Source organism: Mesorhizobium sp. C399B (genome assembly GCF_030323185.1).
Classification (GTDB): domain Bacteria; phylum Pseudomonadota; class Alphaproteobacteria; order Rhizobiales; family Rhizobiaceae; genus Mesorhizobium.
Window position 1 is genome coordinate 1,773,367 of sequence record NZ_CP100472.1, and the last position, 22,286, is coordinate 1,795,652.

Annotated in this window: 23 protein-coding genes; 13 read left to right on the top strand and 10 right to left on the bottom strand. The window is 62.0% G+C overall.

Annotated features, from left to right (window positions below; all coding sequences use genetic code 11):
* Positions 1–10: 10 nt before the first annotated feature.
* Positions 11–1,906 (bottom strand): ABC transporter ATP-binding protein, encoded by a 1,896-nt coding sequence (locus NLY36_RS08370; RefSeq protein WP_023695812.1) that lies wholly within the window; start codon positions 1,904–1,906, stop codon positions 11–13.
* Positions 1,907–1,933: 27 nt separating this feature from the next.
* Complete coding sequence (locus tag NLY36_RS08375) at positions 1,934–2,341, bottom strand: hypothetical protein (protein WP_023695813.1); 408 nt, start codon at positions 2,339–2,341, stop codon at positions 1,934–1,936.
* A gap of 444 nt (positions 2,342–2,785) precedes the next feature.
* Here NLY36_RS08375 and NLY36_RS08380 point away from each other — a divergent pair, with 444 nt between their 5' ends.
* Together NLY36_RS08380 and soxR are read left to right on the top strand one after the other, a co-directional pair.
* Positions 2,786–3,244 (top strand): tRNA (cytidine(34)-2'-O)-methyltransferase, encoded by a 459-nt coding sequence (locus tag NLY36_RS08380; protein WP_023670018.1) that lies wholly within the window; start codon positions 2,786–2,788, stop codon positions 3,242–3,244.
* A 146-nt stretch (positions 3,245–3,390) separates the two neighbouring features.
* Positions 3,391–3,837, top strand: coding sequence for a redox-sensitive transcriptional activator SoxR (soxR, locus tag NLY36_RS08385; protein WP_023691595.1), 447 nt, complete (start codon positions 3,391–3,393; stop codon positions 3,835–3,837).
* On the opposite strand, the gene NLY36_RS08390 is transcribed toward soxR, so the two are convergent.
* Positions 3,834–4,091 carry a hypothetical protein gene (locus NLY36_RS08390; protein ID WP_023683688.1) on the bottom strand — a complete coding sequence of 86 codons (258 nt, stop codon included), beginning with the start codon at positions 4,089–4,091 and terminating at the stop codon, positions 3,834–3,836. The genes soxR and NLY36_RS08390 overlap by 4 nt on opposite strands.
* Before the next feature lie 275 nt (positions 4,092–4,366).
* On the opposite strand from NLY36_RS08390, the gene hemF reads away from it, so the two are divergent.
* The 3 genes from hemF to NLY36_RS08405 all read left to right on the top strand — a co-directional run bounded on the left by hemF (position 4,367) and on the right by NLY36_RS08405 (position 6,196).
* Positions 4,367–5,281 (top strand): oxygen-dependent coproporphyrinogen oxidase, encoded by a 915-nt coding sequence (hemF, locus tag NLY36_RS08395; protein WP_023695814.1) that lies wholly within the window; start codon positions 4,367–4,369, stop codon positions 5,279–5,281.
* Positions 5,282–5,519: 238 nt separating this feature from the next.
* A complete protein-coding gene (locus NLY36_RS08400; protein WP_023705918.1) occupies positions 5,520–5,780 on the top strand; it encodes a DUF1344 domain-containing protein in 261 nt (86 codons plus the stop codon).
* A 230-nt stretch (positions 5,781–6,010) separates the two neighbouring features.
* Positions 6,011–6,196: a DUF1059 domain-containing protein gene (locus NLY36_RS08405; RefSeq protein WP_023670013.1), complete on the top strand. Its 186-nt coding sequence runs from the start codon at positions 6,011–6,013 to the stop codon at positions 6,194–6,196.
* Positions 6,197–6,202: 6 nt separating this feature from the next.
* Here NLY36_RS08405 and NLY36_RS08410 read toward each other — a convergent pair whose 3' ends face one another.
* The 3 genes from NLY36_RS08410 to NLY36_RS08420 are packed head-to-tail and all read right to left on the bottom strand — an operon-like array spanning position 6,203 to position 8,732.
* Positions 6,203–7,474: a CCA tRNA nucleotidyltransferase gene (locus NLY36_RS08410; RefSeq protein WP_031203840.1), complete on the bottom strand. Its 1,272-nt coding sequence runs from the start codon at positions 7,472–7,474 to the stop codon at positions 6,203–6,205.
* Positions 7,471–8,103: a CoA pyrophosphatase gene (locus NLY36_RS08415; RefSeq protein ID WP_023724971.1), complete on the bottom strand. Its 633-nt coding sequence runs from the start codon at positions 8,101–8,103 to the stop codon at positions 7,471–7,473. The genes NLY36_RS08410 and NLY36_RS08415 overlap by 4 nt, the downstream gene beginning before the upstream one ends.
* Complete coding sequence (locus NLY36_RS08420; RefSeq protein WP_023670010.1) at positions 8,103–8,732, bottom strand: DUF1285 domain-containing protein; 630 nt, start codon at positions 8,730–8,732, stop codon at positions 8,103–8,105. The genes NLY36_RS08415 and NLY36_RS08420 overlap by 1 nt, the downstream gene beginning before the upstream one ends.
* A gap of 144 nt (positions 8,733–8,876) precedes the next feature.
* Here NLY36_RS08420 and NLY36_RS08425 point away from each other — a divergent pair, with 144 nt between their 5' ends.
* The 4 genes from NLY36_RS08425 to NLY36_RS08440 are packed head-to-tail and all read left to right on the top strand — an operon-like array spanning position 8,877 to position 15,706.
* Entirely contained in the window at positions 8,877–9,881 is a 1,005-nt protein-coding gene (locus NLY36_RS08425; RefSeq protein WP_023670009.1) for an AAA family ATPase, read from the top strand.
* Positions 9,881–10,795: a DUF58 domain-containing protein gene (locus NLY36_RS08430; RefSeq protein ID WP_023701554.1), complete on the top strand. Its 915-nt coding sequence runs from the start codon at positions 9,881–9,883 to the stop codon at positions 10,793–10,795. Before NLY36_RS08425 ends, NLY36_RS08430 begins: the two co-directional genes overlap by 1 nt.
* Positions 10,792–13,617: a DUF4159 domain-containing protein gene (locus NLY36_RS08435; protein ID WP_023734978.1), complete on the top strand. Its 2,826-nt coding sequence runs from the start codon at positions 10,792–10,794 to the stop codon at positions 13,615–13,617. Before NLY36_RS08430 ends, NLY36_RS08435 begins: the two co-directional genes overlap by 4 nt.
* Before the next feature lie 4 nt (positions 13,618–13,621).
* Positions 13,622–15,706: a membrane protein gene (locus tag NLY36_RS08440; protein WP_023754937.1), complete on the top strand. Its 2,085-nt coding sequence runs from the start codon at positions 13,622–13,624 to the stop codon at positions 15,704–15,706.
* A 42-nt stretch (positions 15,707–15,748) separates the two neighbouring features.
* Here NLY36_RS08440 and clpS read toward each other — a convergent pair whose 3' ends face one another.
* The 4 genes from clpS to NLY36_RS08460 all read right to left on the bottom strand — a co-directional run bounded on the left by clpS (position 15,749) and on the right by NLY36_RS08460 (position 17,262).
* Positions 15,749–16,054 carry an ATP-dependent Clp protease adapter ClpS gene (clpS, locus tag NLY36_RS08445; RefSeq protein WP_023734979.1) on the bottom strand — a complete coding sequence of 102 codons (306 nt, stop codon included), beginning with the start codon at positions 16,052–16,054 and terminating at the stop codon, positions 15,749–15,751.
* A gap of 133 nt (positions 16,055–16,187) precedes the next feature.
* Positions 16,188–16,535, bottom strand: a complete 348-nt coding sequence (locus NLY36_RS08450; protein WP_023705924.1) for a hypothetical protein — start codon at positions 16,533–16,535, stop codon at positions 16,188–16,190.
* A 154-nt stretch (positions 16,536–16,689) separates the two neighbouring features.
* Entirely contained in the window at positions 16,690–16,920 is a 231-nt protein-coding gene (locus NLY36_RS08455) for a hypothetical protein (protein ID WP_023670004.1), read from the bottom strand.
* Positions 16,921–16,959: 39 nt separating this feature from the next.
* Positions 16,960–17,262, bottom strand: a complete 303-nt coding sequence (locus NLY36_RS08460) for a hypothetical protein (protein ID WP_023705925.1) — start codon at positions 17,260–17,262, stop codon at positions 16,960–16,962.
* Positions 17,263–17,520: 258 nt separating this feature from the next.
* On the opposite strand from NLY36_RS08460, the gene NLY36_RS08465 reads away from it, so the two are divergent.
* The 4 genes from NLY36_RS08465 to NLY36_RS08480 all read left to right on the top strand — a co-directional run bounded on the left by NLY36_RS08465 (position 17,521) and on the right by NLY36_RS08480 (position 22,238).
* Positions 17,521–18,237, top strand: a complete 717-nt coding sequence (locus NLY36_RS08465) for a response regulator (RefSeq protein ID WP_023670002.1) — start codon at positions 17,521–17,523, stop codon at positions 18,235–18,237.
* Positions 18,234–19,643 carry an ATP-binding protein gene (locus NLY36_RS08470; RefSeq protein WP_023734980.1) on the top strand — a complete coding sequence of 470 codons (1,410 nt, stop codon included), beginning with the start codon at positions 18,234–18,236 and terminating at the stop codon, positions 19,641–19,643. Before NLY36_RS08465 ends, NLY36_RS08470 begins: the two co-directional genes overlap by 4 nt.
* A 93-nt stretch (positions 19,644–19,736) precedes the next feature.
* A complete protein-coding gene (locus NLY36_RS08475) occupies positions 19,737–20,123 on the top strand; it encodes a YciI family protein (protein ID WP_023734981.1) in 387 nt (128 codons plus the stop codon).
* Positions 20,124–20,384: 261 nt separating this feature from the next.
* Positions 20,385–22,238, top strand: coding sequence for a cold shock domain-containing protein (locus NLY36_RS08480; RefSeq protein ID WP_023734982.1), 1,854 nt, complete (start codon positions 20,385–20,387; stop codon positions 22,236–22,238).
* Positions 22,239–22,286: the final 48 nt, after the last annotated feature.

A 22,286-nucleotide genomic window follows, 5' to 3' on the forward strand; every position in this document is an offset into this window, starting at 1 on the left:
GCTGACGTCATCACTCTGCGGCTTCACCCTTCACGCCGATGTCGTTGGCAACAGCGTCATTGGCGGCATCGACCGGACCGTCATCGAGCAGGAACCCGCCCGACTGGCGCTGCCAGAGCTGCGCGTAGAGCCCGCCGCTGGCGACGAGTTCCTCGTGCGACCCCTCCTCGATGACACGGCCCTTGTCGAGGACGACGAGCCTGTCCATCGCCGCGATGGTCGACAGCCGGTGCGCAATGGCGATGACGGTCTTGCCTTGCATGAGCTTGTAGAGATTCTCCTGGATGGCGGCCTCGGCTTCGGAATCCAGCGCCGACGTCGCTTCGTCAAGGATAAGTATCGGTGCGTCCTTCAACATAACGCGAGCAATGGCGATGCGTTGCCGCTGGCCGCCGGACAATTTGACGCCGCGGTCGCCGACATGAGCGTCGAGCCCTTTACGTCCGGTGTGATCCGAAAGCCTGCCGATAAACTCCAGCGCCTCGGCCCGCCCGGCTGCCTCGACAACCATTTCCTCCGTCGCATCGGGCCGCCCGTAAAGGATATTGTCGCGCACAGAACGATGCAGCAGCGAAGTGTCCTGCGTCACCATGCCGATCTGCGCGCGCAGCGAATCCTGCGTCACCGAAGCGATCTCCTGGCCGTCGATCAGGATCCGGCCGTTCTCGAGGTCGTAGAACCGCAACAGGAGATTGACCAGCGTCGACTTGCCCGCGCCCGAGCGCCCGACAATGCCGACTTTCTCGCCGGGCTTCACCGTCAGCGACAGGTTCTCGATGACGCCCTTCTGCTTGCCATAGTGGAAACGAATGTCGTCGAAGCGGATCTCGCCCTTGGTGACGGCAATGTCCTTCGCCCCCGGCCGGTCTTCGACCAGGCGCGGCAGCGAGATCGAGGCGATACCGTCTTGCACCGTGCCGATGTTCTCGAACAGGCTCGACATTTCCCACATGATCCACTGCGACATGCCCCACATACGGAGCACGAGGCCGATGACCACGGCGACGGCGCCGATCGTCACCGCCTGGCCGAGCCACAGCCACAGCGCCGTCGCCGTCACCGAAAACAGGAGCAGCGCGTTGAGGATATAGAGCAGGCCGTAAAGCACCGTCACCAGCCGCATCGACCGGTAGACCGTGTCGAGGAAGCCTGCCATGCCTTCTTTGGCGAACGTTGCTTCGCGCCGTGCATGGGAAAACAACTTGACCGTCTGGATGTTGGTGTAGCTGTCAACGACGCGGCCGGTCATAGTCGAGCGCGCATTGGCCTGCGCCTCCCCGACCTTGCCCAGCTTCGGGATGATATAGCGCAACAACCCGATATAGCCGAGCAGCCAGACGCCGAGAGGTGCCGCCAGCCGCAAGTCGGCCGAGCCGACGATGAACAGCATGCCGAGGAAATAGACGATGACGTAATTGAGCACCTCGATCACCTTGATGACGCATTCGCGCACGGCGAGTGCCGTCTGCATCAGCTTGGTGGCGATGCGGCCGGCAAATTCGTCCTGGTAGAAGCTCATCGACTGCTTCAAGAGATAACGATGCACCTGCCATCGGATGCGCATGGGGTAGTTGCCCATCAGCGTCTGCTGGTTGAGCAAAGAATGCAGCCATACCGTACCCGGCAGCGCGAACAGCACGACGAAGGCCATGCCGGCAAGCTTCCAGCTCTCGGTCTGCAGGAAGGTTTCGCGGTTCTGCCCGGACAGCCAGTCGACGATGTGGCCCATGAAGCCGAACATCCACACTTCCGCGATGGCAATCGCCGTCACCAGCACCGCGTCGAGGATGATGTATGGCCAGGCGCCGCGCGTATAATGCACGCAGAAGGCAACCAGCGTCTTCGGCGGCTCGACCGGTTCCGCTGCGGGGAACGGATCGAGCCTTCTTTCAAACCAGCTAAACATAGTGATGCTCACAAAACTGTTGTCCGCTCATGCGGCGCGGGAAAAATCCCCGGGGCGCTCCGCGTCCCCAGACCGTACGTCGGCGGGGACTGACGGCCCGGAATCACCCGGGCCATCGGTCCTGCTTCGCGCAATATAGGGACTTGCGGGCCTTTCACCGACAGAAGCCTTCGACTGAGCTGACGGCACGCCGCCGCCAGTCCGGTTTTTCGCGCCCGGCCGGATCAGCCGGATGATCCGGCGCACCAGCGACGGCCGGCTGTGGTCGGGAACCGCACGCGAGAAATCGACATCCGGCAACATGCCGCGATGCGGACGCCGGCGCGTCTCGGCATGAACTGCCGACGAATAGGTCTCGCCGACTAGCAACGCCCAGGTCGCCGTCTTGCGTTCGTGCAGGCTTCTTGAACCAGGTATCTTATAGGGATCGAACATCGGTCCGTCCTCCGTGTGAAAATAGACATAAAAAGGCGAAGCAATGTCGTGCGCCGGCCTTCGGCCGGAGGCACGGATTGCATCCGTCGGGACACGAGGATAGGCCTCGGTCGCGACATGCTCAGCTGGGGCTCTAGGCCCCTTTAACCGGTTGAAAAACATCGCAGGATTCCTTCAAGAGCCGAAAATGGGTTCGGCGGGAATCGGTGCGATCAGATCTAAGAAATCAGGTAAATCGTCGTACCGAAACCGCCGGCAGGCAGGTAAGCCCACGGGAGGGGCGCAGGATGTGCATGGTCAGCATGAAATACCCCTCCATCGGTTCGGGTTGACAATGCCTGCGGTATAATCGACTTCGCAGAAAATGGCCACCCGCAGGTCCAGCAATTTCCAAAACCAGCCACCCGCTGTGGCCGATCTGCCACTTATTAGAAAGACGCGGAAATGAACCACCGTCTCCGCATCGCCCTCTACCAGCCTGACATCGCCGGCAACACCGGAACAATCCTGCGCTTCGCCGCCTGCCTCGGCCTTGGCGTCGACATCATCGAACCAGCCGGCTTTCCGCTCTCCGACAAAGCGCTCAAGCGCGCCGGGATGGACTACCTCGAAATGGCTGCCCTGACCCGGCATGTCGACTGGAACGCCTTCGAGGATTGGCGCAAGGGCCAAGCCTGCCGGCTGGTGCTGCTCACCACCAAAGCCGCGACCCCCTATACGGGCTTCAGCTTCGCCCAAGGCGACATCCTGCTGTTCGGCCGCGAATCCGCCGGCGTGCCGGATCCTGTCCATCAGGCGGCGGATGCGCGGCTGACGATCCCGATGCAGCCGGGCACGCGCAGCATCAACGTCGCGCTGTCCGTCGCCATGGTCGCCGGTGAAGCCATCCGGCAACTCGGCTAGAACCTTCAACGCGTTGTCGTCATCGCCAACGGCCCTTGCGTCTTGCATCATTCTCACCCAGGCGCACATCGCCTTCTCCTCAATTGCCCTATCGACATTTCCTGGCTACAAGCTCAACTTAAGTTGAGGTCAAGCGGAAAATCGAGATGGCTCCGGTAAAGGAATTGACGGTCGGCCAGTTGGCCATGCGCAGCGGCGTGGCGGTGTCGGCGCTGCATTTCTACGAGGCGCGCGGGCTGATCCGCAGCCACCGCACGTCGGGCAACCAGCGGCGCTATGGCCGCGACGTGCTGCGGCGGGTGGCGATCATCCGAATCGCCCAGGAGGTCGGCATCTCGCTGGCCGAGATCGGCGCCGCACTTGAATCGCTGCCAGAAGGCCGTACCCCGACGCGCGAGGACTGGAACCTGTTGTCGACCGGCTGGCGCGACGACCTCGATCGCAAGATCACTCAGCTAAAGAAGCTGCGCGACGGCCTTACCGACTGCATCGGCTGCGGCTGCATGTCGATCGACAAATGCCCGCTGCGAAACAGGGAAGATCGCTTGAGTGCGCAAGGGCCGGGCGCAAGGCGACTGCTTGTGGAATCCTAATCCGCCGCGGGCAGCCGCCGTATGGTGAATTCGATTACGTCGCCCGGCCGCTCGAACCAGCTTTCGATCTCGGTCCAGTAGGCCTGCTTGGGAAAACGCTCGAACCATTCCTTGGCCTTGAGCCGCGCATCCGGGCGCGGCAGGACGAAGGTCTCGCGCAAAAACCCGTCACGCGGCATGCGCTCGCGCTCGGCGCGTGAACGATCGAGCCTTTTCTTCAGGCCATGCAGCGGCGGTCTTGCCGGCGTGCGCATGAAAGAACTCCTGGGCCGAACCAGATGACACTTGACCCTTGCCCCTAAGAGATTAGGGATCGCGCCCGGAAAAGGCTAGTGGTCCGATTCCAACATTCGCCTCCCTAATCCCCAGGCGCCGTTGCGAATGTTGGAATCACAAGGACCACTAGCAAGTTTATGTTTCTGGTGGAGTTTTCGAATTTGACATTTGCATCGTGCCCTGCGCCACGCTGTGTGCAAATGTCAAATTCACTCCACTAGGTCCTTTGTCGGCCGCGACCGGAGACAGCATTTTGGAACGACCAGAAATACCGGCAGGCCTGCCACCCGACATCGAACAGAAGAAAATGAAGGCCAGGCTCTGGTTCGAGACGCTGCGCGAGCGCATTTGCACAACCTTCGAGCAGATCGAACAGGAACTGCAGGGACCACTGGCCGAATGGTCGCCCGGCAGCTTCGAGAAGACGCCGTGGGAACGCGACAATGGAAAGGGCGGCGGCGGCGCCATGGCGATGATGCGCGGCCGCGTCTTCGAGAAGGTCGGCGTCCATACTTCGACCGTCTATGGCGAATTCTCGCCCGAATTCAGGAAGCAGATGCCCGGCGCCGAGGAAGACCCGAGCTTCTGGGCATCAGGCATTTCGTTGATCGCGCATCCCTGGAACCCCAACGTGCCGGCCGTGCACATGAACACCCGCATGGTCGTGACGTCGCGCCACTGGTTTGGCGGCGGCGCCGATCTGACGCCGGTGCTCGACCGCAACCGCACGGAAGATCACCCCGACACGGTCGCCTTCCATCGAGCCATGCAGTTCGCCTGCGAGAAGAACGCTGCGATCGCCGACCACCCCAAATTCAAGGCCTGGTGCGACGAGTATTTCTATCTGCCGCACCGCCACGAGCCGCGCGGCGTCGGCGGCATCTTTTTCGACTGGCTGCATTCGGGGGAGGAGAAAGGCGGCTGGAATGCCGATTTGAACTTCGTCCAGGATGTCGGGCGTTCTTTCCTTGTCGTCTACGGACACCTGGTTCGCGCCCATTTCAACGAGAACTGGACCGACGACGACCGCGACGAGCAGCTCATTCGCCGCGGCCGTTACGTCGAATTCAACCTTCTTCACGATCGCGGCACCATCTTCGGCCTGAAGACCGGCGGCAATGTCGCTTCGATCCTGTCCAGCCTGCCGCCGGAGGTCAGGTGGCCGTAAAAAATCGGTGAGCGAAACGTGAGCCGCATTGACGTCCCATTCGCCGAATCTGGGCAGCCAATGTGGCATCGCCATTATCTTTTTCGTCTAATAGGCGATTGAAATAAAACGACTATTTGTCGTTTCGGGCCGGGAAGCGCCGGCGGTTCAGTCCCGAACCGCGACACGACGCTACCGGACGGCCCTGAACAAGGCGGAGCATTTTCCAAACGGATGCCCGCATTTCCAGGAGTATTACATGCGAAAGCTCATTGTTTCGGCAGCCGCCGCTGCCCTTCTCGCTTCCGGCTCGATTGCCTCTGCCGCGGTCAAGCACACCACGGGCACGGTCAAGACCTATGATGGCACGGCCATGAGCCTCGTTCTGGACGATGGATCGACCTTTACGCTGCCCAAGACCTTCAAGGATCCTGGCCTGAAGGCCGGCGAAAAGGTCCGCGTTTCCTGGGACATGAGCGGCAAGAACAAGGTTGCCGAGTCCGTCAAGATCGTGAAGTGACCGGGACAAGACCGAACGGTCTCGCCTTTGGCTTAGCCTGACAAGAGGGGCGGAGCAGCGCTGCTCCGCCTTTTTCGCACCACGGCAACCAAAATGGTCGAACCGTGTTATGCTAGCTCCCCCGTGCGTGCCCCCGAAACCGACTGCTGTGACAGGGCGCGGAACAGAGATGGCGGAGCTTCGTGTGCCCATGAGAGGCACAGGCTCCAAGGAGGAAAGGAGAAAATCCCATGAAGGAATTCCATTGCGGCTCGCTGGTTCCCGGCTGTGAGTGGCACACGCGTGCCGGTGAGGAAGCCGAGGTCATGCGCCGCGCCGTCGACCATATGCGCGAGACACATGGCGAAACGGTCATTCGCGAGACGATGATCGAGGCGATCCGCTCGCGCATCGAGAAAGTTCGCGACGCGGCCTGAGCAGTCCTATCTGGCCTTCAAGGCTTCCGCGGCGCGCTCCAGCAGCGCGTCGCGATCGAGCGCAAAGCCGGACCCGATCCATTCCTTTTCCAGGTTTTTCAGGATCGCACCGAGTATTGGCCCCGGCGACGCGCCAAGCGCCGTCAGATCGCCGCCCTTGACTGGGAACACCGGTTTTTCCCATTTCAGCGCAAAAGCGAGCAGGCGCGAAAACCCGCCGGCCTGAACCAGCGCGTCATTGTCCTCGAGAGCCCGCGCTCGCGCCGACGCCAGCGACAGCCGCAGGCGATCGAGAAAACCCTGGCGCTCGCCGGAATAGAGTTTCTTGGCCAGTTCCGCTTCGCTTGTCTTGGGCTCGACGGCAGCCGTCAGCGCCCAGTGGCGCAGGCGCTCCGCCTCAGTGGTCGAAAGTTTCAGCCGCTCGGCCAGTGTCTTCATCCTCGCCGCATCGGGCGGCACGATCGCCTCCAGCCTGAGCAGCGGGTCCGGCGCCCAGCCCAGATCCTTTTCTGTCTTGGTCAGCCCATGAATGGCATCGATGCCCCATTTCTCGCTTTCCGGCAGGGCGCTGGTGAGCACGCCGGCCTGGCGCATCCACAGCAAGGCGCGCGACGGATCTGGGGCCGATAACAACTTCTTCAGCTCGGACCAGATGCGTTCGGCCGAGAGATGGGCGAGACCGTCCTTGAGCCGGGCGCAGGCCTTCAATCCCTCGGCATCGGGCCGACCCTCGCCATACCAGGCGAAAAAGCGGAAGAAACGCAGGATGCGCAGATAGTCTTCGCGGATCCGCTGCTCGGCATCGCCAATGAAGCGCAGCCTTCGTGCCTCGATATCGCCGACGCCGCCGACCAGGTCGACCACCGTCCCGTCAGCCTCCGCATAGAGCGCGTTGATGGTGAAATCGCGCCGTTCGGCGTCGGCCTTCCAGTCGCGGCCGAACGACACTTTGGCGCGGCGGCCATCGGTCTCGATGTCGGCGCGCAGCGTGGTGACCTCATAGGGCGCGCCGCCGGCAATCACCGTGATCGTGCCGTGCTCGATGCCGGTCGGCACTGCCTTGAAGCCCGCCGCCTCGGCGCGGCGAACGGTTTCCTCGGGCAGGCAAGTGGTAGCAACGTCGATATCGGCGACCGGCTGCCCAATCAGCGCATTGCGCACCGCGCCGCCCGCGATGCGGGCTTCCTCGCCGCCCTGCGCCAGCACGGCAAGCAGCCGCTGGAGATGCTTTTCACCCAGCCAGTCGGCTCTGCCCGCCAGCGATATCGGATCACTCAAGCATAGAGCCTTTCATAGAGCGTGCGGATGATGCCGGCAGTGACGCCCCAGATGCGCTGGCCGCCATAGGGCATATCGTAGAAGAACCATTCCAGGTCGTTCCACATGCGGCTGTCCCTGGTGTGGTTGGCCGGATCCATCAGGAACGAAAGCGGCACTTCGAAGGCGGCGTCGACCTCGTCGGAATTGAGCGACAGCGTAAAACCGGGCTCGACGATCGCCAGCACCGGCGCGATGCGATAGCCGCTGCCGGCGACATAATCGGGCATGCGGCCGATGATCTCGATGCGGTCCTGGCCGAGCCCGATCTCCTCGAAGGTTTCGCGCAAGGCCGCTGCTTCCGGGGTCGCATCGGTGGGATCAATGGTGCCGCCGGGAAAAGCCACCTGCCCCGAATGGCTGCGCAGTTTTTCCGCCCGCTTGGTCAAAAGCACGGTCGCATCGCGTCCATGATCGACGACCGGGATCAGCACTGCGGCGTCGCGCAGCGCTTTGAGCTGCGTCAACCGTGGATGGCCGGGGTTGAAGCGATGATCGCCATAATCGTCGCCGGCATGGGCTTCAGCTTGCGCCGCGACCCGCGCGCGAAAATCCGCTGTGGAAAACGGCGGCGGCCTCACCTGATCCATCATGCGCTCAGCCGCTTCAGTTTTTCCGCCGGCATGATCGGATAGATTTCGCCTTTCGAGCGCACGGCAAACATCGTCTTGCCGCCGATATCGATCTCCTCGCCATGCTCGACCAGTTCGTACATCACCGGCCGCGCCACCAGCGCTTCCAGCCTCCCGCGCACCAGCACATAGGGCTTCAGGCCGCCGGTCTCGTTCTCGTCGACGAAGCGCAGCGGATGGCCAGGTCCGGCCTCGACGACATCGCCGACATTGGTGCGGAAAGTGATGGTCTGCTCGGCGCCGGCGCCGGAAACATCCATTTCAACCGCGATGAAAGGCGCGTCCACGACGCGGATGCCGACCCGTTCGACCGGCGTCACCAGATAGGTCCTGCCATCCTCGTCCTTGCGCAGCACGCTGGAAAACAGCTGCACCAGCGGCATGCGGCCGATCGGCGTGCCGAGATAGAACCACGTTCCGTCTTGTTTGATCTCCATGTCGAGATCGCCGCAAAAGTCGGGATTCCAGCGCTCCACCGGCGCCGCGCCCTTGCCGGCGCGAGCCGCACGCGAGATCAACGCTTCGAGACCGCGCGCCTCGGTTGCGGCAGCAAGGCTGTGTTCGCGATGTTCGGAGCGTTCCGTCATGGTCACGAAATAGTCACTGTTGTTCCGCTTGTCAGCCTAAGTCTGTGATTTAAATTCATTCGTAGGCGCCAGGCGAAGCCGAATCGCGGCATTCTAAGGCACTACAGTGCAAGCCGGTACTTTCAGCACAAGGATCGATGCGGCATGAGCGTAATGGTCAAGGAAAGCCCAATCAGCGAAAAGGACATGATCGCCCAGGCCGAGACGGCGCTGGCCGATATTTCCAGGGTGCGCGACGGCGTCGGCCGCGTCATTTTCGGCCAGGAAGTGGTGGTCGAGCGCACGCTGGTGGCGCTGCTTGCCGGCGGCCATGCGCTGCTGGTCGGCGTGCCCGGCCTTGCCAAGACCAAGCTGGTCGAAACGCTCGGTGTCGTGCTCGGCCTCGATTCGCGCCGCATCCAGTTCACACCCGACCTGATGCCGTCGGACATTCTCGGCTCAGAGGTGATGGAACAGGACGAGGCCGGCAAGCGCTCCTTCCGCTTCATCTCCGGCCCGATCTTCGCGCAATTGCTGATGGCCGACGAGATCAACCGCGCCTCGCCGCGCACCCAGTCGGCGCTGCTGCAGGCGATGCAGGAATATCACGTCACCATCGCCGGCATTCGCCACGACCTGCCCGCACCCTTCCATGTACTGGCGACGCAAAACCCGCTGGAGCAGGAAGGCACCTATCCCCTGCCCGAAGCGCAGCTCGACCGCTTCCTGATGCAGGTCGACATCCTTTATCCCGAAATCGAGGCCGAGCGGCGCATTCTGCTCGAAACCACCGGCATCGAGGACGCCAAGGCGCAAAACGTCCTGCAGCCGGCGCGGCTGAGGGAAATCCAGACGCTGATCCGCCGTATGCCGGTGCCCGAAAGCGTCGTCGACGCCATCCTCAAACTGGTGCGTTCGGCGCGTCCCGGCCAGGGCAATGCCGAGACCGACAAGCATGTCGCCTGGGGTCCCGGCCCGCGCGCCAGCCAGGCGCTGACGCTGTGCGCCCGTGCGCGCGCGCTTTATGACGGGCGGCTGGCGCCGTCGGTGGACGACATCCGCGCGCTGGCCGAACCGGTGCTGCAGCACCGCATGGCGCTGACCTTTGCCGCCCGCGCCGAGGGCACGACCGTGCGCGACGTGGTAGCGAAACTGGCCAAAGGAATCTGATGGCGCGTATCGGCGAAGTCCAGGCACCGGCAGCGACGCGCGACGCGCTCGCCAGGGGCCGGTTGCGGGCTTCGCTGGTGCCGGACCTGCTGGTCGAGGCACGCCGTATCGTCAATACGGTAATTGCCGGCTGGCATGGCCGCCGCAAGCGCGGCATCGGCGAGAATTTCTGGCAGTTCCGCCCCTATGTCGAAGGCGATTCCTCGCGCATCGACTGGCGCCGTTCGGCCCGGGACGACCACACCTATGTGCGCGACCGCGAATGGGAAGCAGCCCACACGGTGTGGCTTTGGGCCGACCCATCGCCCTCCATGCTCTACAAATCGACTGGCGCCAGCGTTTCCAAGGAATCGCGCGCGCTGGTGCTGGCACTGGCCATGGCCGAATTACTATCTCGCAGCGGCGAGCGCATCGCCTGGCCCGGCCTGACCGATCCGTTCACCGCCCGCAACGGCGCCGAGCGCATCGCGGCGCAATTGATGCACGCCGCCGACCCGCCGGCAAAGCCTGACCTGTCCGCCATCCGCCGCTTCTGCGACATCGTCGTCGTCAGCGATTTCCTCGACCCGGTCGAGGAGACCATGGAATGGCTCGATGTGCTGGCGCGGCATGGCGTGCGTGCGCATCTGATCGAGGTTGCCGATCCGGCGGAGGAGACCTTTCCCTATGCCGGCCGCACCGAATTCACCGATCCCGAGACCGGCGACAAGCTGACCGCCGGCCGCGCCGAAATGCTCGGCGACGAATATCGCCTGCTCTACACCGCCCGCCGCCAGGAGCTGGCCAGCTGGTGCAAGCGCCTCGGCTGGAGCTATACCGTCAACCACACCGACCGCCTCGCTTCCGAGGCGCTGGTGCGCATCCACATGGCGATGACCGCCGATGGCGCATTCGTGGGAAGGGCCGGCGCATGAGCTGGCTGCCGCTCTCCTTTGGCGCTCCCATGGTGTTGTGGGGCCTGCTGGCGCTGCCGGTGATCTGGTGGCTGCTCAGGCTCACACCGCCCAAGCCGCAGTCCGAAATGTTTCCGCCGCTGAAGATCCTCGCTCGCGTGCTGAAGCGCGAGGAAACGCCGCAGCAGAGCCCGTGGTGGCTGACGCTGCTGCGGCTGTTGATGGCAGCCCTTGTCGTCGCGGCATTAGCCGAACCCGTTTTCAATCCGCGCGAAAAATTGCCGGCCGAGGGCGCCGCCCTGGCGCTCGTCATCGACAATGACTGGGCGAGTGCCGCCGACTGGGGCAAGCGCGTCGCCACCGCCCAGCGGCTGATCGCCGATGCCGGTTCGAACGGCGTACCGGTCGTCATCGCCTTCACCGCCGAAAAGCCGAACGCCGAGATCGGCCCCTTCGATGCGGCGGCTGCCCTCGACCGGCTGCGCGCCGCCAAGCCGAGGCCGATCCCGACCGACCGACCCGCTGTCTATGCCCGCGTCGCCGGCGTGCTGGAAACCTTGCCCGGCGCCAGCGTTGCCGTTCTCGCCGACGGCCTTGCGGCAAAGGGCGACGAGGCCGCCTTCAACACACTGCTGTCGAAAAACGCCGCCCGTGTCGTCTGGGCCAATTCCGACCGGCTGGCGCTGACTGGGCTCACTGGCGCCGAAAATCAGGTCGACGGCTTCGCCCTGACCGCCATCCGCGCGCCCGGCGATCCGGCGCCGGCACAAGTCACCGCCGGCGCCTTCGACGATAAGGGCCGCCGCATCGCCGACGCGACGCTGACCTTCGCGCCGGGTGAGACTACTGCCACCGGCACGATGGCGGTGCCGTTCGAACTGCGCAACGACTTCGCCTCGATCGCGCTCGACGGCGAACGCCAGGCAGGTGCGGTGCGCGTGCTCGACGAAAGCTCCAAGCGCCGCCGCGTCGGACTTTTATCGCAGGCCGAGGCCGACCAGGCGCAGCCGCTTCTGTCGCCGCTCTATTACATCAGGCGCGCGCTGCAGCCTTTCGCCGATCTGGTCGAACCGTCGAGCGTCGATCTCGCCGACGCCATCCCGCAGCTTCTCGACCAGAAGCCGGCGATGATCGTCATGGCCGATATCGGTACCATTCCGCCGCAGGTCCATCAGCGGCTGGTCGACTGGGTCGACAATGGCGGCACGCTGGTGCGCTTTGCCGGTTCGCGGCTGGCCGCCGCCGGCAATGACGATGATCTGTTGCCGGTCAGGCTGCGCACCGGCGAGCGCTCGCTTGGCGGCGCGCTGTCATGGACGACGCCGCAAGCGGTGACCGAATTCCCGAAGAACGGCCCGTTCGCCGACCTCGCACCGCCGGCCGAAGTCACGGTGAGCCGGCAGGTGTTGGCCGAACCGACGCCGGACATCGTCGAGCGCACCTGGGCAACCCTTGCCGATGGCACCCCGCTGGTGACCGGGTTGAAGAAGGGCAAGGGCACGCTGGTGCTGTTCCATATCACCCCGGAAGCGACATGGTCGACGCTGCCGATCTCCGGCAGCTTCGTCGAGATGCTGCGGCGCATCGTGCAGCTGTCGCGCAACCAGGGTGCGGCGGTTGCCAACGCCGAAGCCGCTGCTACGTCGCTGGCGCCTTATCGCATGATAGCCGCCGACGGCACTTTGGTGCCGCCGACGCCGGACGCACGACCGCTGGTCCCTGGCGCCGGCTCGCTGCCGGTGACGTTCGAGAACCCGCCCGGCCTCTATGGCTCGGAAACCGGCGTTTTCGCCCACAATCTGCTCGACCCGGCCACCGCCTTCGCGCCGCTGGTGCGCCCGCAATTCACAGTGCCGGTGACCAATATCCAGTACGCTTTCGATGAATCGCGCGACCTCAAGGGATCGCTGGTCACAGCGGCACTTGTGCTTATGCTGCTCGACACGCTGGCGGTGTTCTGGATGGGCGGGCTGATGTCGCGCCGACCGCGCCGCGCCCGATCGGCCGCGGCAACGACGGCTGCGCTGCTGCTTGGCCTCGGCATGCTGTTTGGCCATGCCGACCTCGCCCGCGCCGACGACGCCAAGCCCGGCGATGCCGCCGCTATCGAGGACATTGCCAAGACCCGCATCGCCTATGTGCTGACCGGTGTGCCCGGTGACGATTCGATCAGCCGCGCAGGGCTCGAAGGCTTGACCCGCTTCCTGATCGAGAAGACCGCGCTCGAGCCGGGCGCGCCGGCGGGCGTCGATATCTCGAAGGACGAGCTTTCCTTCTATCCGCTGATCTACTGGCCGATCGATCCCTCCGCGCCGATGCCGAGTCAAGCCGCGATCGCCCGCATCGACGCCTATATGCAGCAGGGCGGCACGGTGCTGTTCGACACGCGCGACCAGTTCGCCAACGGCATCGGTGCGGATTCGGCGAGCCCGGCGACGGAACGGTTGCGCGACATTCTCGGCAATCTCAACGTGCCGCCGCTGGAGCCGGTGCCCGCCGACCATGTGCTGACCAAATCCTTCTTCATCCTGCCCGAATTTCCCGGCCGCTTCTCCGGCAGCCCGCTCTGGGTGGAAGCCTCGCTCGAGGCCAGCAATGCCGAGAATCGGCCGGTACGCGTCGGCGACGGCGTCTCGCCGATCCTGATCACCGCCAATGATTTTGCCGGCGCCTGGGCCGTCGACGAGAATGGTGACCCGCTTTTGCCGACCGTGCCATCGGATCCGATGCAGCGCATCTATGCGCTGCGCGCCGGCGTCAACATCATGATGTACATGCTGACCGGCAACTACAAATCCGACCAGGTGCACGTGCCGATCCTGCTCGAACGGCTGGGGCAGTAAGCCTATGAACTGGTCGATTTCCTTCGAACCGCTGCTGTCCTGGCCCTTGCTGGCTTTGGTGCTCGCACCGCTGCTGGTGCTGGCGGCTGTCGGCTTGTGGTTTCGCCAGCGCGGCGCGATCTTCCGCTTCGCGGCGCTGATTGCGCTGGGCGCAGCACTCCTCAATCCGGTCTTCCTCGATGAGGAGCGCGAGGCGCTGAAGAGCGTCGTTGCCGTCATCGTCGACCGCAGCCAGAGCCAGGATATCGGCGACCGGACCAAACAGACCGACGAAGCGCTTGCCGGTTTGCAGCAGCGCCTTGGCCGCTTCAAGCAGTTCGACGTCCGCGTCGTCGAGGCCGGCAAGTCGGAAGCCGCCGACGAGCGCACCGAGACCAAGCTTTTTGCAGCGCTTGAAGGCGCCTTCCGCGACGTGCCGCCCTCGCGCATCGGTGGCGCCATCATGATCACCGATGGCGAGGTGCATGACGCACCGGCCGCCCCCGACTTCAATGCGCCGCTGCACGCGCTGATCACCGGCAACGAGCACGAGAAGGACCGCCGCATCCGCTTCGAGAACGCGCCGCGCTTCGGCCTCGTCGGCAAGCCGCTCGACATGACCTACCGCGTCATCGCCACCGACGGCGAAACCGGCCCGGTCGATGTCCGCGTCTCGGTCAATGGCGAGCAGGTCGCGGTCGAAGAGGCGACCATCGGCCAGGCGATGCCGCTGCAGGTGACCATCCCCGGCGCCGGCCGGAACATCGTTGAACTCTCCATCGACCGCGAGCCGGGCGAACTGACCGACGCCAACAACCGCGCCATCGCGCTGATCGACGGCATCCGCGAGAACTTGCGCGTGCTTTTGGTTTCCGGCGAACCGCATGCCGGCGAGCGCACGTGGCGCAATCTGCTGAAATCCGACGCCTCGGTCGATCTCGTCCATTTCACCATTTTGCGGCCGCCGGAAAAGCAGGACGGCACGCCGATCAACGAACTGTCGCTGATCGCCTTCCCGACCCGCGAGTTGTTCGTCGAGAAGATCAAGGATTTCGATCTCATCATATTCGACCGCTACCAGCACCGCGACGTGCTGCCGATCCTCTATTACGACTACATCTCCGAATACGTCGAAAAGGGCGGCGCGCTGCTGATCGCCGCCGGGCCGGAATATGCCGGCGACTCCTCGATTGCCCGCACCCCGCTAATGTCGTCGCTGCCGGCAATGCCGACCGGCGAAGTCATCGACAAGGCCTTCTATCCGCGCCTCACCGATCTCGGCCAGCGCCATCCGGTGACGCGCGGCCTCGACGGCTCGGCGACCGAGCCGCCGCGCTGGAGCCGCTGGTTCCGCACCATCGGCGTGCAGAACCCCGAAGGCGAAGTGGTGATGAAGGGCGCCGACAACCGCCCGCTGCTTCTGCTCGATCATAAGGGCGAAGGCCGCGTCGGCATGCTTCTGTCCGATCAGGGCTGGCTATGGGCGCGCGGCTTCGAGGGTGGCGGGCCGCATGTCCAGCTTTACCGCCGCATCGCCCACTGGCTGATGAAGGAACCTGAACTCGAGGAAGAGCGGCTGACCGCCGACGGCCGCGGCATGATGCTGGAAATCCGCCGCCAGACGATGAGCGACGATCCCGGCCCGGCGCAGGTGATCACCCCTTCGGGCAAGGCGCTGATCGTCAAGCTGGAGAAGTCCGAACCCGGCGTTTTCCTGGGCAGCATCGAGACCAAGGAGATCGGCCTCTACCAGATCGGCAATGGTGACCTGACCGCACTCGCCCATGTCGGCCCGGTCAACGCGCCGGAATTCTCCGACGTCGTCTCTACCGAGGACCGCTTGAAGGCTCCGACTGAGGCCACCGGCGGCAGCGTGCGCCGGCTGGCGGCCTCCTCCACCCTTGGCCAGCTCACCGGCAGCGTCGCCCTGCCCTCCATCGTCCCGGTCCGCGCCTCCGGTGCGGCCTCGGGCGCAGACTGGATCGGCCTGCGCAGCACCGACGACAGCGTGCTCAAAGCCGTCTCGCGCGTACCCCTGTTCGGCGGCTTCCTCGGCCTTTGCCTGCTGCTGCTGGCCATGGGCGCGATGTGGTACAGAGAGGGAAGGTAAGGATCCCTTCTCCGTCACTATACGGGGAGAAAGACGCTCAACCTACTCCTCCGGCTCCGTCGTAAACAGCAGCGGGTACCCCTTGGCCTTGGCCGCGTCGACGGCCCGTGTCGCCTTGGTCTCGGCGACATCCCTGGTGAAGACGGCAACGACGCAAACGCCGAGCCGGTGCGCGGTGATCATCACCCGGTTCGCCTGGTCTTCGCTGAGCTTGAACTCGCCCTTCAGCACCGTCACCACGAATTCGCGCGGCGTAAAATCGTCATTGATGAGGATGACCTTGTAGAGCTTCGGCCGCTCGGTCTGCGGCTTGGTCTTGGTCCGGGGTTTGGAGCTGATTTCAGGCATCGGGAACCGGTATCGCGCGAGGGGTCGCTCTCACTTTGTCATGGGGGAAAGCCGTCGTCCATTTTGATCGGCGCGCCAAACCGGCTTCCCGGAAGTGCTGCCGTTCACAAATTTAGGAACTGTGCGCTGCGGTTCAACGGCCCTGGCGGTCGGCGACGCGACGAGCCTGGAATTGCCGTGCGCTGGATGCCGCATCGGGCCTTGATCCGGCCGCCTTGTATTCGACCCAGGCGACCGCGAGCCAGCCGAAGAAGCAGGCCAGCGCCGCGCCGGTGATCACGGTCAGCAGCAGGCTTTGCCATGGTGTGATGTATTGCCAGCTGCTGGAGATTGCCGGTGCAAACAGCGACGGCTCCGTGCGCCCGCTCACCGGATCGGGCACCGGGCTGGCGGTGAACTGGATCAGCACCCTGACCATGGCCGAGGCCACAAGGCCGCCGATGGCCATCGAGCGCAGAATGGATGAAAGCCGCTTCTTCATGCGGGCTGTCCTACCGGACCGGCATTGCAAACGGGTTAAAGTCCTGGGTGGCCGGCACCCATCAACGGGTAATCATGCTCTCACACGACAAGGCCGCTCCAGCCGGGGGGTGCTGGAGCGGCCTTGTTACAGACAAGCCTGTTGGCTGTCTGGATCAGGCCTTCGGGGCGTCCGTCTTGACGACCTTCTTCGCCTTCTTGTGCTTCTTGACGGGCTTCTTGGCGACGACCTTCTTCACCGGGGGCTTGGCGGTCGTGGTCGCCGGAGCGGTGGTCGTGGAAGCAGCCGGAGCAGCGGTCGTGGTGGCAGCGGCATTGCCCAGAGCCGGCATTGCGAAAGCGAGAGCGACGGCGAGACCGGTGGCGGAGAGGATGGACTTTTTCATGGCTTCATTTCCTTCTTTGTGCGGGTCGAGTTTCGAGTGTCACTGAACCGGGTCGATCGGTGTCACTCCAAGCAGCTTCAAAGCGTTCGCGAGCATCCGGATACCCTGTGCCTGTTTCTTGTTGGCGCAGAACCGGTTTCCCTTTCTTTGCAGTGCTTTCGCCGCGGTGACCTGCGTTGCCGCGGCATGGGTTTCGAGGGCTTCGTCTACCTGGCGATTGAGATCGATGCAGCGCTCGCTCCTTGTGATCGGCGTCACCTTTGCGGTTGTGGCTCCGATCGCGGCTGTGACGAGCGGAATGCTGAGCAGCGCACCCATCAAGCTGATCGTGAACCTGTGCATCGGTAATGTCCGTTACTCCGGAGACTTCGCGTCGCAGCCGATGTCCTGACCGCCACGGCACCCTTTATGCCCTTGATTTTTTTCGGGAGTTTTTCCGGACTATAGAATTTTGTTTCTGGATTGTTTCTGGCAAATCGGCTTTGCGGGCGATCATCGCCGCTGGCCAACATGTGGCCAGAATTCTATCGTGTGGGTGACGCCACAGAAGCAGACTCAGAAGGCAGCCGCCGACCGGCCGCCAGCAATGACAGGATCGCCGTGAAATCCGATGCGCACATACTGATCGTCGACGACGACAAGGGCATTCGCGACCTGCTTCAGGAATTCTTCCAGAAGCGCGGCCTGCGCACCACGGTTGCCGCCGACGGCGTCGAGATGGAAGACATACTGCGCCGCACGCAGGTAGACCTGATCGTGCTTGATGTGATGCTGCCAGGAAAGAGCGGGCTGGAGCTCTGCCGCGACCTGCGCGCCAGCTACTCGACGCCGATCATCATGCTGACGGCGGTGACCGAGACCACCGACCGCGTCGTCGGCCTGGAAATGGGCGCCGACGACTATGTGCCCAAACCCTTCGATCCGCGCGAGCTGCTGGCCCGTATCCGCGCCGTTTTGAGGCGCAATGGTGCTGCCGAGCCGAAGCGGGCCACCACCAAGCAGATCTATCATTTCGCCGGCTGGACGATGGACTGCTCGCGCCGCCGGCTGATGGCGCCGGGCGACGTCAGGGTCGAACTGACGATGGCGGAGTTCAACCTGTTGCAGACCTTCGTCAAAAGCGCGCAGCGCGTCCTCACCCGTGACCAGCTCATCGAGCTTTCCGGCGGTGACAGCGACTATTCCTTCGACCGCAGCATCGACATCCTGGTCAGCCGTCTCAGGCGCAAGATGGAAGACGACCCCAAGACGCCGAAACTGATCCTGACCGTGCGCAGCGGCGGCTACCAGTTCCTGCCCGAGACCACCTCCGAATGAGACGGTTCCTGCCGCAAACCCTGCCGGTCTGGGTTTTGCTCATCGTCATTGCCGGCCTGCTGATCAGCCAGGTCGCTACGCTCTATATCGTCTCGCGCGATCGCGCCGTCGCCAATGACGAGGTCGATCTCTACCGGCTTAACGACCGCGCCTATTCGCTGGTGCAGCTGATGCATGACGACACGCCGGAGCAGCGCAAGCTGACGGCCTCCGGTCTGTTCAACGCCACCTATGCGCTCACCGTTTCGGACACGCCCGCGGTCACCTCGTCGATCGCCGGCGACGACGAACTGGCCGAGCTCGAGGACATTCTGGTCGGGCGGCTGTCGAAATTCGGCATCACCGACGCCCGCGTCCGGCGCGATCCGGCAACCGAGGCAGCCAACGCGCCTGGCGGTGTGGCCGTGACCAAGGATGTCGGCGCGGTGGAGCGTGACCTGTTATCGCTGGCGGCCAGCTTCGCCCAGAGCGACAAGCTGACGGCATCTGTCCGCTTCGCCGACGGCCAATGGCTGAATTTCACCGAGCCCAACACGCCGGTCGGACCGATATTGAGCTTCGACAGCCTGCCGCTCTATTCGCTGATCGCGGCCCTGGTGGTGATCATGTCGATCTGGTCGCTGCGCCGGCTGACGGCGCCCTACCGGATGATGGAAACGGCGGTCAACCGGATCGGCACGGACCTGAAGAGCCCCCCGATCGCCGAGACCGGCAGCCGCGAAATCCGCGCCGCTGCCAAGGCCGTCAACGCCATGCAGGTCCGGCTGCGCGACTATGTCGAGGATCGCGAACATTTGGCCGCCGCCCTCGCCCACGATCTGCGCACGCCGCTGACCCGCATGCGGCTGCGCCTCGAACTGCTGCGCAGATCGACGGCGCGCGAGGCGCTGGCCCACGACCTCGCCGACATCGAGAGCATCGCCAGCTCCGTCATCGACTTCGCCACCTTCGAAGTCACCGAGGAGAAGAGCGAGCGGATCGATTTCTGGTCGCTGGTTGAATCGATCGCGGACAGTTTCGAGGACGTCTCGTTCGACCATGACGGTGCAAGGCCCCGCGGCATGATCTGCATGGCGCGGCCGGTGGCGCTCAAGCGCTGCGTCAACAATCTGGTCCAGAATGCCGTGACCTACGGCAAGAAAGCCCATGTCAGCCTGCGGCAGTCGGACGGCACGGTCACGCTGGTTATCCGCGACGAGGGGCCGGGCATACCGCAGGCGCAGCTCGATCAGGTGTTCGGTTCCTTCGTGCGGCTGGAGCAATCGCGCAACCGCCAGACCGGCGGCCTCGGCCTCGGCCTGACCATTGCCCGCAACATTGCGCGTGCCGCTGGCGGCGATGTCAACCTGTCCAACCATCCCCACGGCGGCCTGCTGACGGAGCTCAGCCTGCCGCTGGCGGCATAAGGCAGCAGACTAGCGTCTCGCTGGGCACCGGGGGTGGATCAGCCAACCCAACCTTGCAATAGTGCAGCCGCTCGAACAGGAGGAGATCGCCGCATGTTTTACGCCATCCTGGCCTATCACGTCGAACAGACCATCCAGTCCCTGACGCCGCAGCAGGATGCGGCGCTGATGCACGACCTGCTCGAAGTCAACGCCAGGCTGACCCGCGAAGGCAAGCTCGGGCCGGCGGCAAGACTGGGCGCGACCGCCGACGCCGTGACGCTGCGCGGTCCGGGCGAAGGCATCGTCATCGACGGGCCGTTTGCCGAGACCAAGGAACAATTGCTGGGTCTTTATGTCCTCGACTGCGCCACGCAGGAGGCGGCGATTGCGGCCGCGCGCGACTTGCGCCGCGTGAATCCCTCGGCAGTCTACGAAATCCGGCCGATCTCGCTTTATCTGCCCGGCGCGACGTTTTCTATGGGCGATGATCTGCCCTGACTCTCCCCAATGATATCAAACAGGCCCCTTCTTCGCGAGTGAATTTGCGATTTATCGGGAATTGATGCAATCTGCAGGAGGGTGACGAGTCAATCTGACCAGGGTCGAGCTTTCTTAGGCTCAGCATCGTGTATGAAAGTCCCGGGCGGACTAAGTGCTTAATACAGAAGCTCTATAATCTCATTTCGATTCTTCGTACTGTATGAAGTCAAAACGTTAAATTTAATTTCAACAATATTCTTTATGAAAGGGGTTTAATAAATGACTAGATACAAGCCTTTTGTTGACTTAAATGTCGGATTCAGCAATGCTGAAAACTACCGCCGCAGAGAAAACAAGGCTTTGCTTTCTAGGTACTTTGTAGGAGATGATTTTTTAGATAAAATTATAAACCCGAATACATACTATATCATTGGAGAGAAAGGTACGGGGAAAACTGCGTACGCTACATATTTAGCTAATACAATTTACAAGAACAATAAGGTGTCGACTTTTGACGTCAGACAGACCGAGTATCAAAAGTTTATCGAGATAAAACGCCAAGGTAACCTACCTCTGAGCCAATACACGGAGGTATGGAGAACAATACTCCTGATGGCCAGCGCAACAAGCGTCATATCACACTCAGGAACTCCCGAGTTTCTACAGAGATTTACCAAGCTAGGCTCCCTTAAGAAGGCAATTGATGCGTTCTATGAAAACGCATTTGCACCTGAGATCGTCAAAATGCTCACATTTGTCGAGTCCGGGGAGGTAGCGTCGTCGCTTCTAGCGAAGTATTCCAACATAGAGGCGGGTTTTTCTTCAAAGGGAGGGCATCAGGCAACGGACTCAAGCTCCGTATTTCAAACGAACCTTCTTCAGATAAGGAAAGCCTTCGAGTCCGCGTTAAGCGCAGTAAAATTAGATAATAATATCATAATATTTATAGATGGTATTGACGTACGGCCAGCCGACATCGCTTACACTGATTACTTTGAGTGCGTCAGGGGATTAACAGAGGCGGTATGGTCTATAAACAATGATTTCCTCGCTAACATTAAAGATACAAAAGGAAGAATAAGAGTTGTTCTGCTGGCTAGACCCGATATATTTTTGAGAACAGGCCTTCACAATATAAACACCAAGCTAAGAGATAACTCGGTATTTCTAAACTGGATGACGACGTATAAAGACTACAGAAGCTCTCTGATGTTTAAAGTAGCGGACAGGCTTCTATCAATACAGCAGGACGAACCTCCGACTAAGTTGGGGCAGGCATGGGATCATTACTTTCCATTTTTCGCGGAAAACGTTAAGGCAGACTCGATCTCTGGCGAGAAAGGAGTGAATTCATTTTTATCATTTCTCCGATTTAGTTATTATAGACCTCGCGATATCAACAGCATGATTGCTGCAATTCAAGAAATTCTAAAAAAGAAGGAATTGGCATCCGAATACGTCTCAGCCGATGATTTTAACGACTCTTCATTTCGCGACGCACATGCAGAATATCTTTTGGGAGAGATTCGGGATCAGCTTCTATTTTATTATTCTCAAGATGAATACGACACTTTTTTAGAGTTTTTTCTGCATTTGAGGGGTAAAAGTAAGTTTACATATGACGAATACGTCGCGGCTTTTAATGAATTTATTGAGCAGTGCGCCGCCTCTGGGAAGAGGCTGCCCCAAATTTTTGAGAATGATACCGTATTCCTTCAGTTTCTTTATGACCAGAATGTCATATGTTATAAGGAACGTGACATTGACAAGAAGCAAGGCTCCGAGATTTTTATCAGATGGTGCTTTAGAGAACGGACACTTGCCAACATGGCACCTAAAGTGCGCACCGGTATGGAATATGAAATATTTTATGGACTGAGCAAAGCCCTCAACGTCGGAAGACCTATCCGGGTTAAAACAGCTAGAAAGCACCGACATATTGGTACCGTTATCGCAGTTGATATAGAGAAGGGGTTTGGATTTATTAGAGGAGGAGAAAAACAGATAGAATATTATTTTAGAACACTGGAATTCCCTGGAAAACCTTATCTCCGAATTTCCGACAAGGTTTCTTTTGAAGTGAGCACGAAGTACGGCAAGCCAAGAGCATCCACGATCCAGCGGGAGCGTTGAGCCCAGCCCTATGGCTGATCAAGACGCGAGGCCCTCCCGCCCCTAGTC

Excerpts from the sequence above, each read along its gene's own strand:
- NLY36_RS08370 (WP_023695812.1), bottom strand. The coding sequence starts at position 1,906 with ATGTTTAGCTGGTTTGAAAGAAGGCTCGATCCGTTCCCCGCAGCGGAA.
- NLY36_RS08375 (WP_023695813.1), bottom strand. The coding sequence starts at position 2,341 with ATGTTCGATCCCTATAAGATACCTGGTTCAAGAAGCCTGCACGAACGC.
- NLY36_RS08380 (WP_023670018.1), top strand. The coding sequence starts at position 2,786 with ATGAACCACCGTCTCCGCATCGCCCTCTACCAGCCTGACATCGCCGGC.
- soxR (WP_023691595.1), top strand. The coding sequence starts at position 3,391 with ATGGCTCCGGTAAAGGAATTGACGGTCGGCCAGTTGGCCATGCGCAGC.
- NLY36_RS08390 (WP_023683688.1), bottom strand. The coding sequence starts at position 4,091 with ATGCGCACGCCGGCAAGACCGCCGCTGCATGGCCTGAAGAAAAGGCTC.
- NLY36_RS08400 (WP_023705918.1), top strand. The coding sequence starts at position 5,520 with ATGCGAAAGCTCATTGTTTCGGCAGCCGCCGCTGCCCTTCTCGCTTCC.
- NLY36_RS08405 (WP_023670013.1), top strand. The coding sequence starts at position 6,011 with ATGAAGGAATTCCATTGCGGCTCGCTGGTTCCCGGCTGTGAGTGGCAC.
- NLY36_RS08415 (WP_023724971.1), bottom strand. The coding sequence starts at position 8,103 with ATGGATCAGGTGAGGCCGCCGCCGTTTTCCACAGCGGATTTTCGCGCG.
- NLY36_RS08420 (WP_023670010.1), bottom strand. The coding sequence starts at position 8,732 with ATGACGGAACGCTCCGAACATCGCGAACACAGCCTTGCTGCCGCAACC.
- NLY36_RS08425 (WP_023670009.1), top strand. The coding sequence starts at position 8,877 with ATGAGCGTAATGGTCAAGGAAAGCCCAATCAGCGAAAAGGACATGATC.
- NLY36_RS08430 (WP_023701554.1), top strand. The coding sequence starts at position 9,881 with ATGGCGCGTATCGGCGAAGTCCAGGCACCGGCAGCGACGCGCGACGCG.
- NLY36_RS08435 (WP_023734978.1), top strand. The coding sequence starts at position 10,792 with ATGAGCTGGCTGCCGCTCTCCTTTGGCGCTCCCATGGTGTTGTGGGGC.
- NLY36_RS08440 (WP_023754937.1), top strand. The coding sequence starts at position 13,622 with ATGAACTGGTCGATTTCCTTCGAACCGCTGCTGTCCTGGCCCTTGCTG.
- clpS (WP_023734979.1), bottom strand. The coding sequence starts at position 16,054 with ATGCCTGAAATCAGCTCCAAACCCCGGACCAAGACCAAGCCGCAGACC.
- NLY36_RS08450 (WP_023705924.1), bottom strand. The coding sequence starts at position 16,535 with ATGAAGAAGCGGCTTTCATCCATTCTGCGCTCGATGGCCATCGGCGGC.
- NLY36_RS08455 (WP_023670004.1), bottom strand. The coding sequence starts at position 16,920 with ATGAAAAAGTCCATCCTCTCCGCCACCGGTCTCGCCGTCGCTCTCGCT.
- NLY36_RS08460 (WP_023705925.1), bottom strand. The coding sequence starts at position 17,262 with ATGCACAGGTTCACGATCAGCTTGATGGGTGCGCTGCTCAGCATTCCG.
- NLY36_RS08470 (WP_023734980.1), top strand. The coding sequence starts at position 18,234 with ATGAGACGGTTCCTGCCGCAAACCCTGCCGGTCTGGGTTTTGCTCATC.
- NLY36_RS08475 (WP_023734981.1), top strand. The coding sequence starts at position 19,737 with ATGTTTTACGCCATCCTGGCCTATCACGTCGAACAGACCATCCAGTCC.
- NLY36_RS08480 (WP_023734982.1), top strand. The coding sequence starts at position 20,385 with ATGACTAGATACAAGCCTTTTGTTGACTTAAATGTCGGATTCAGCAAT.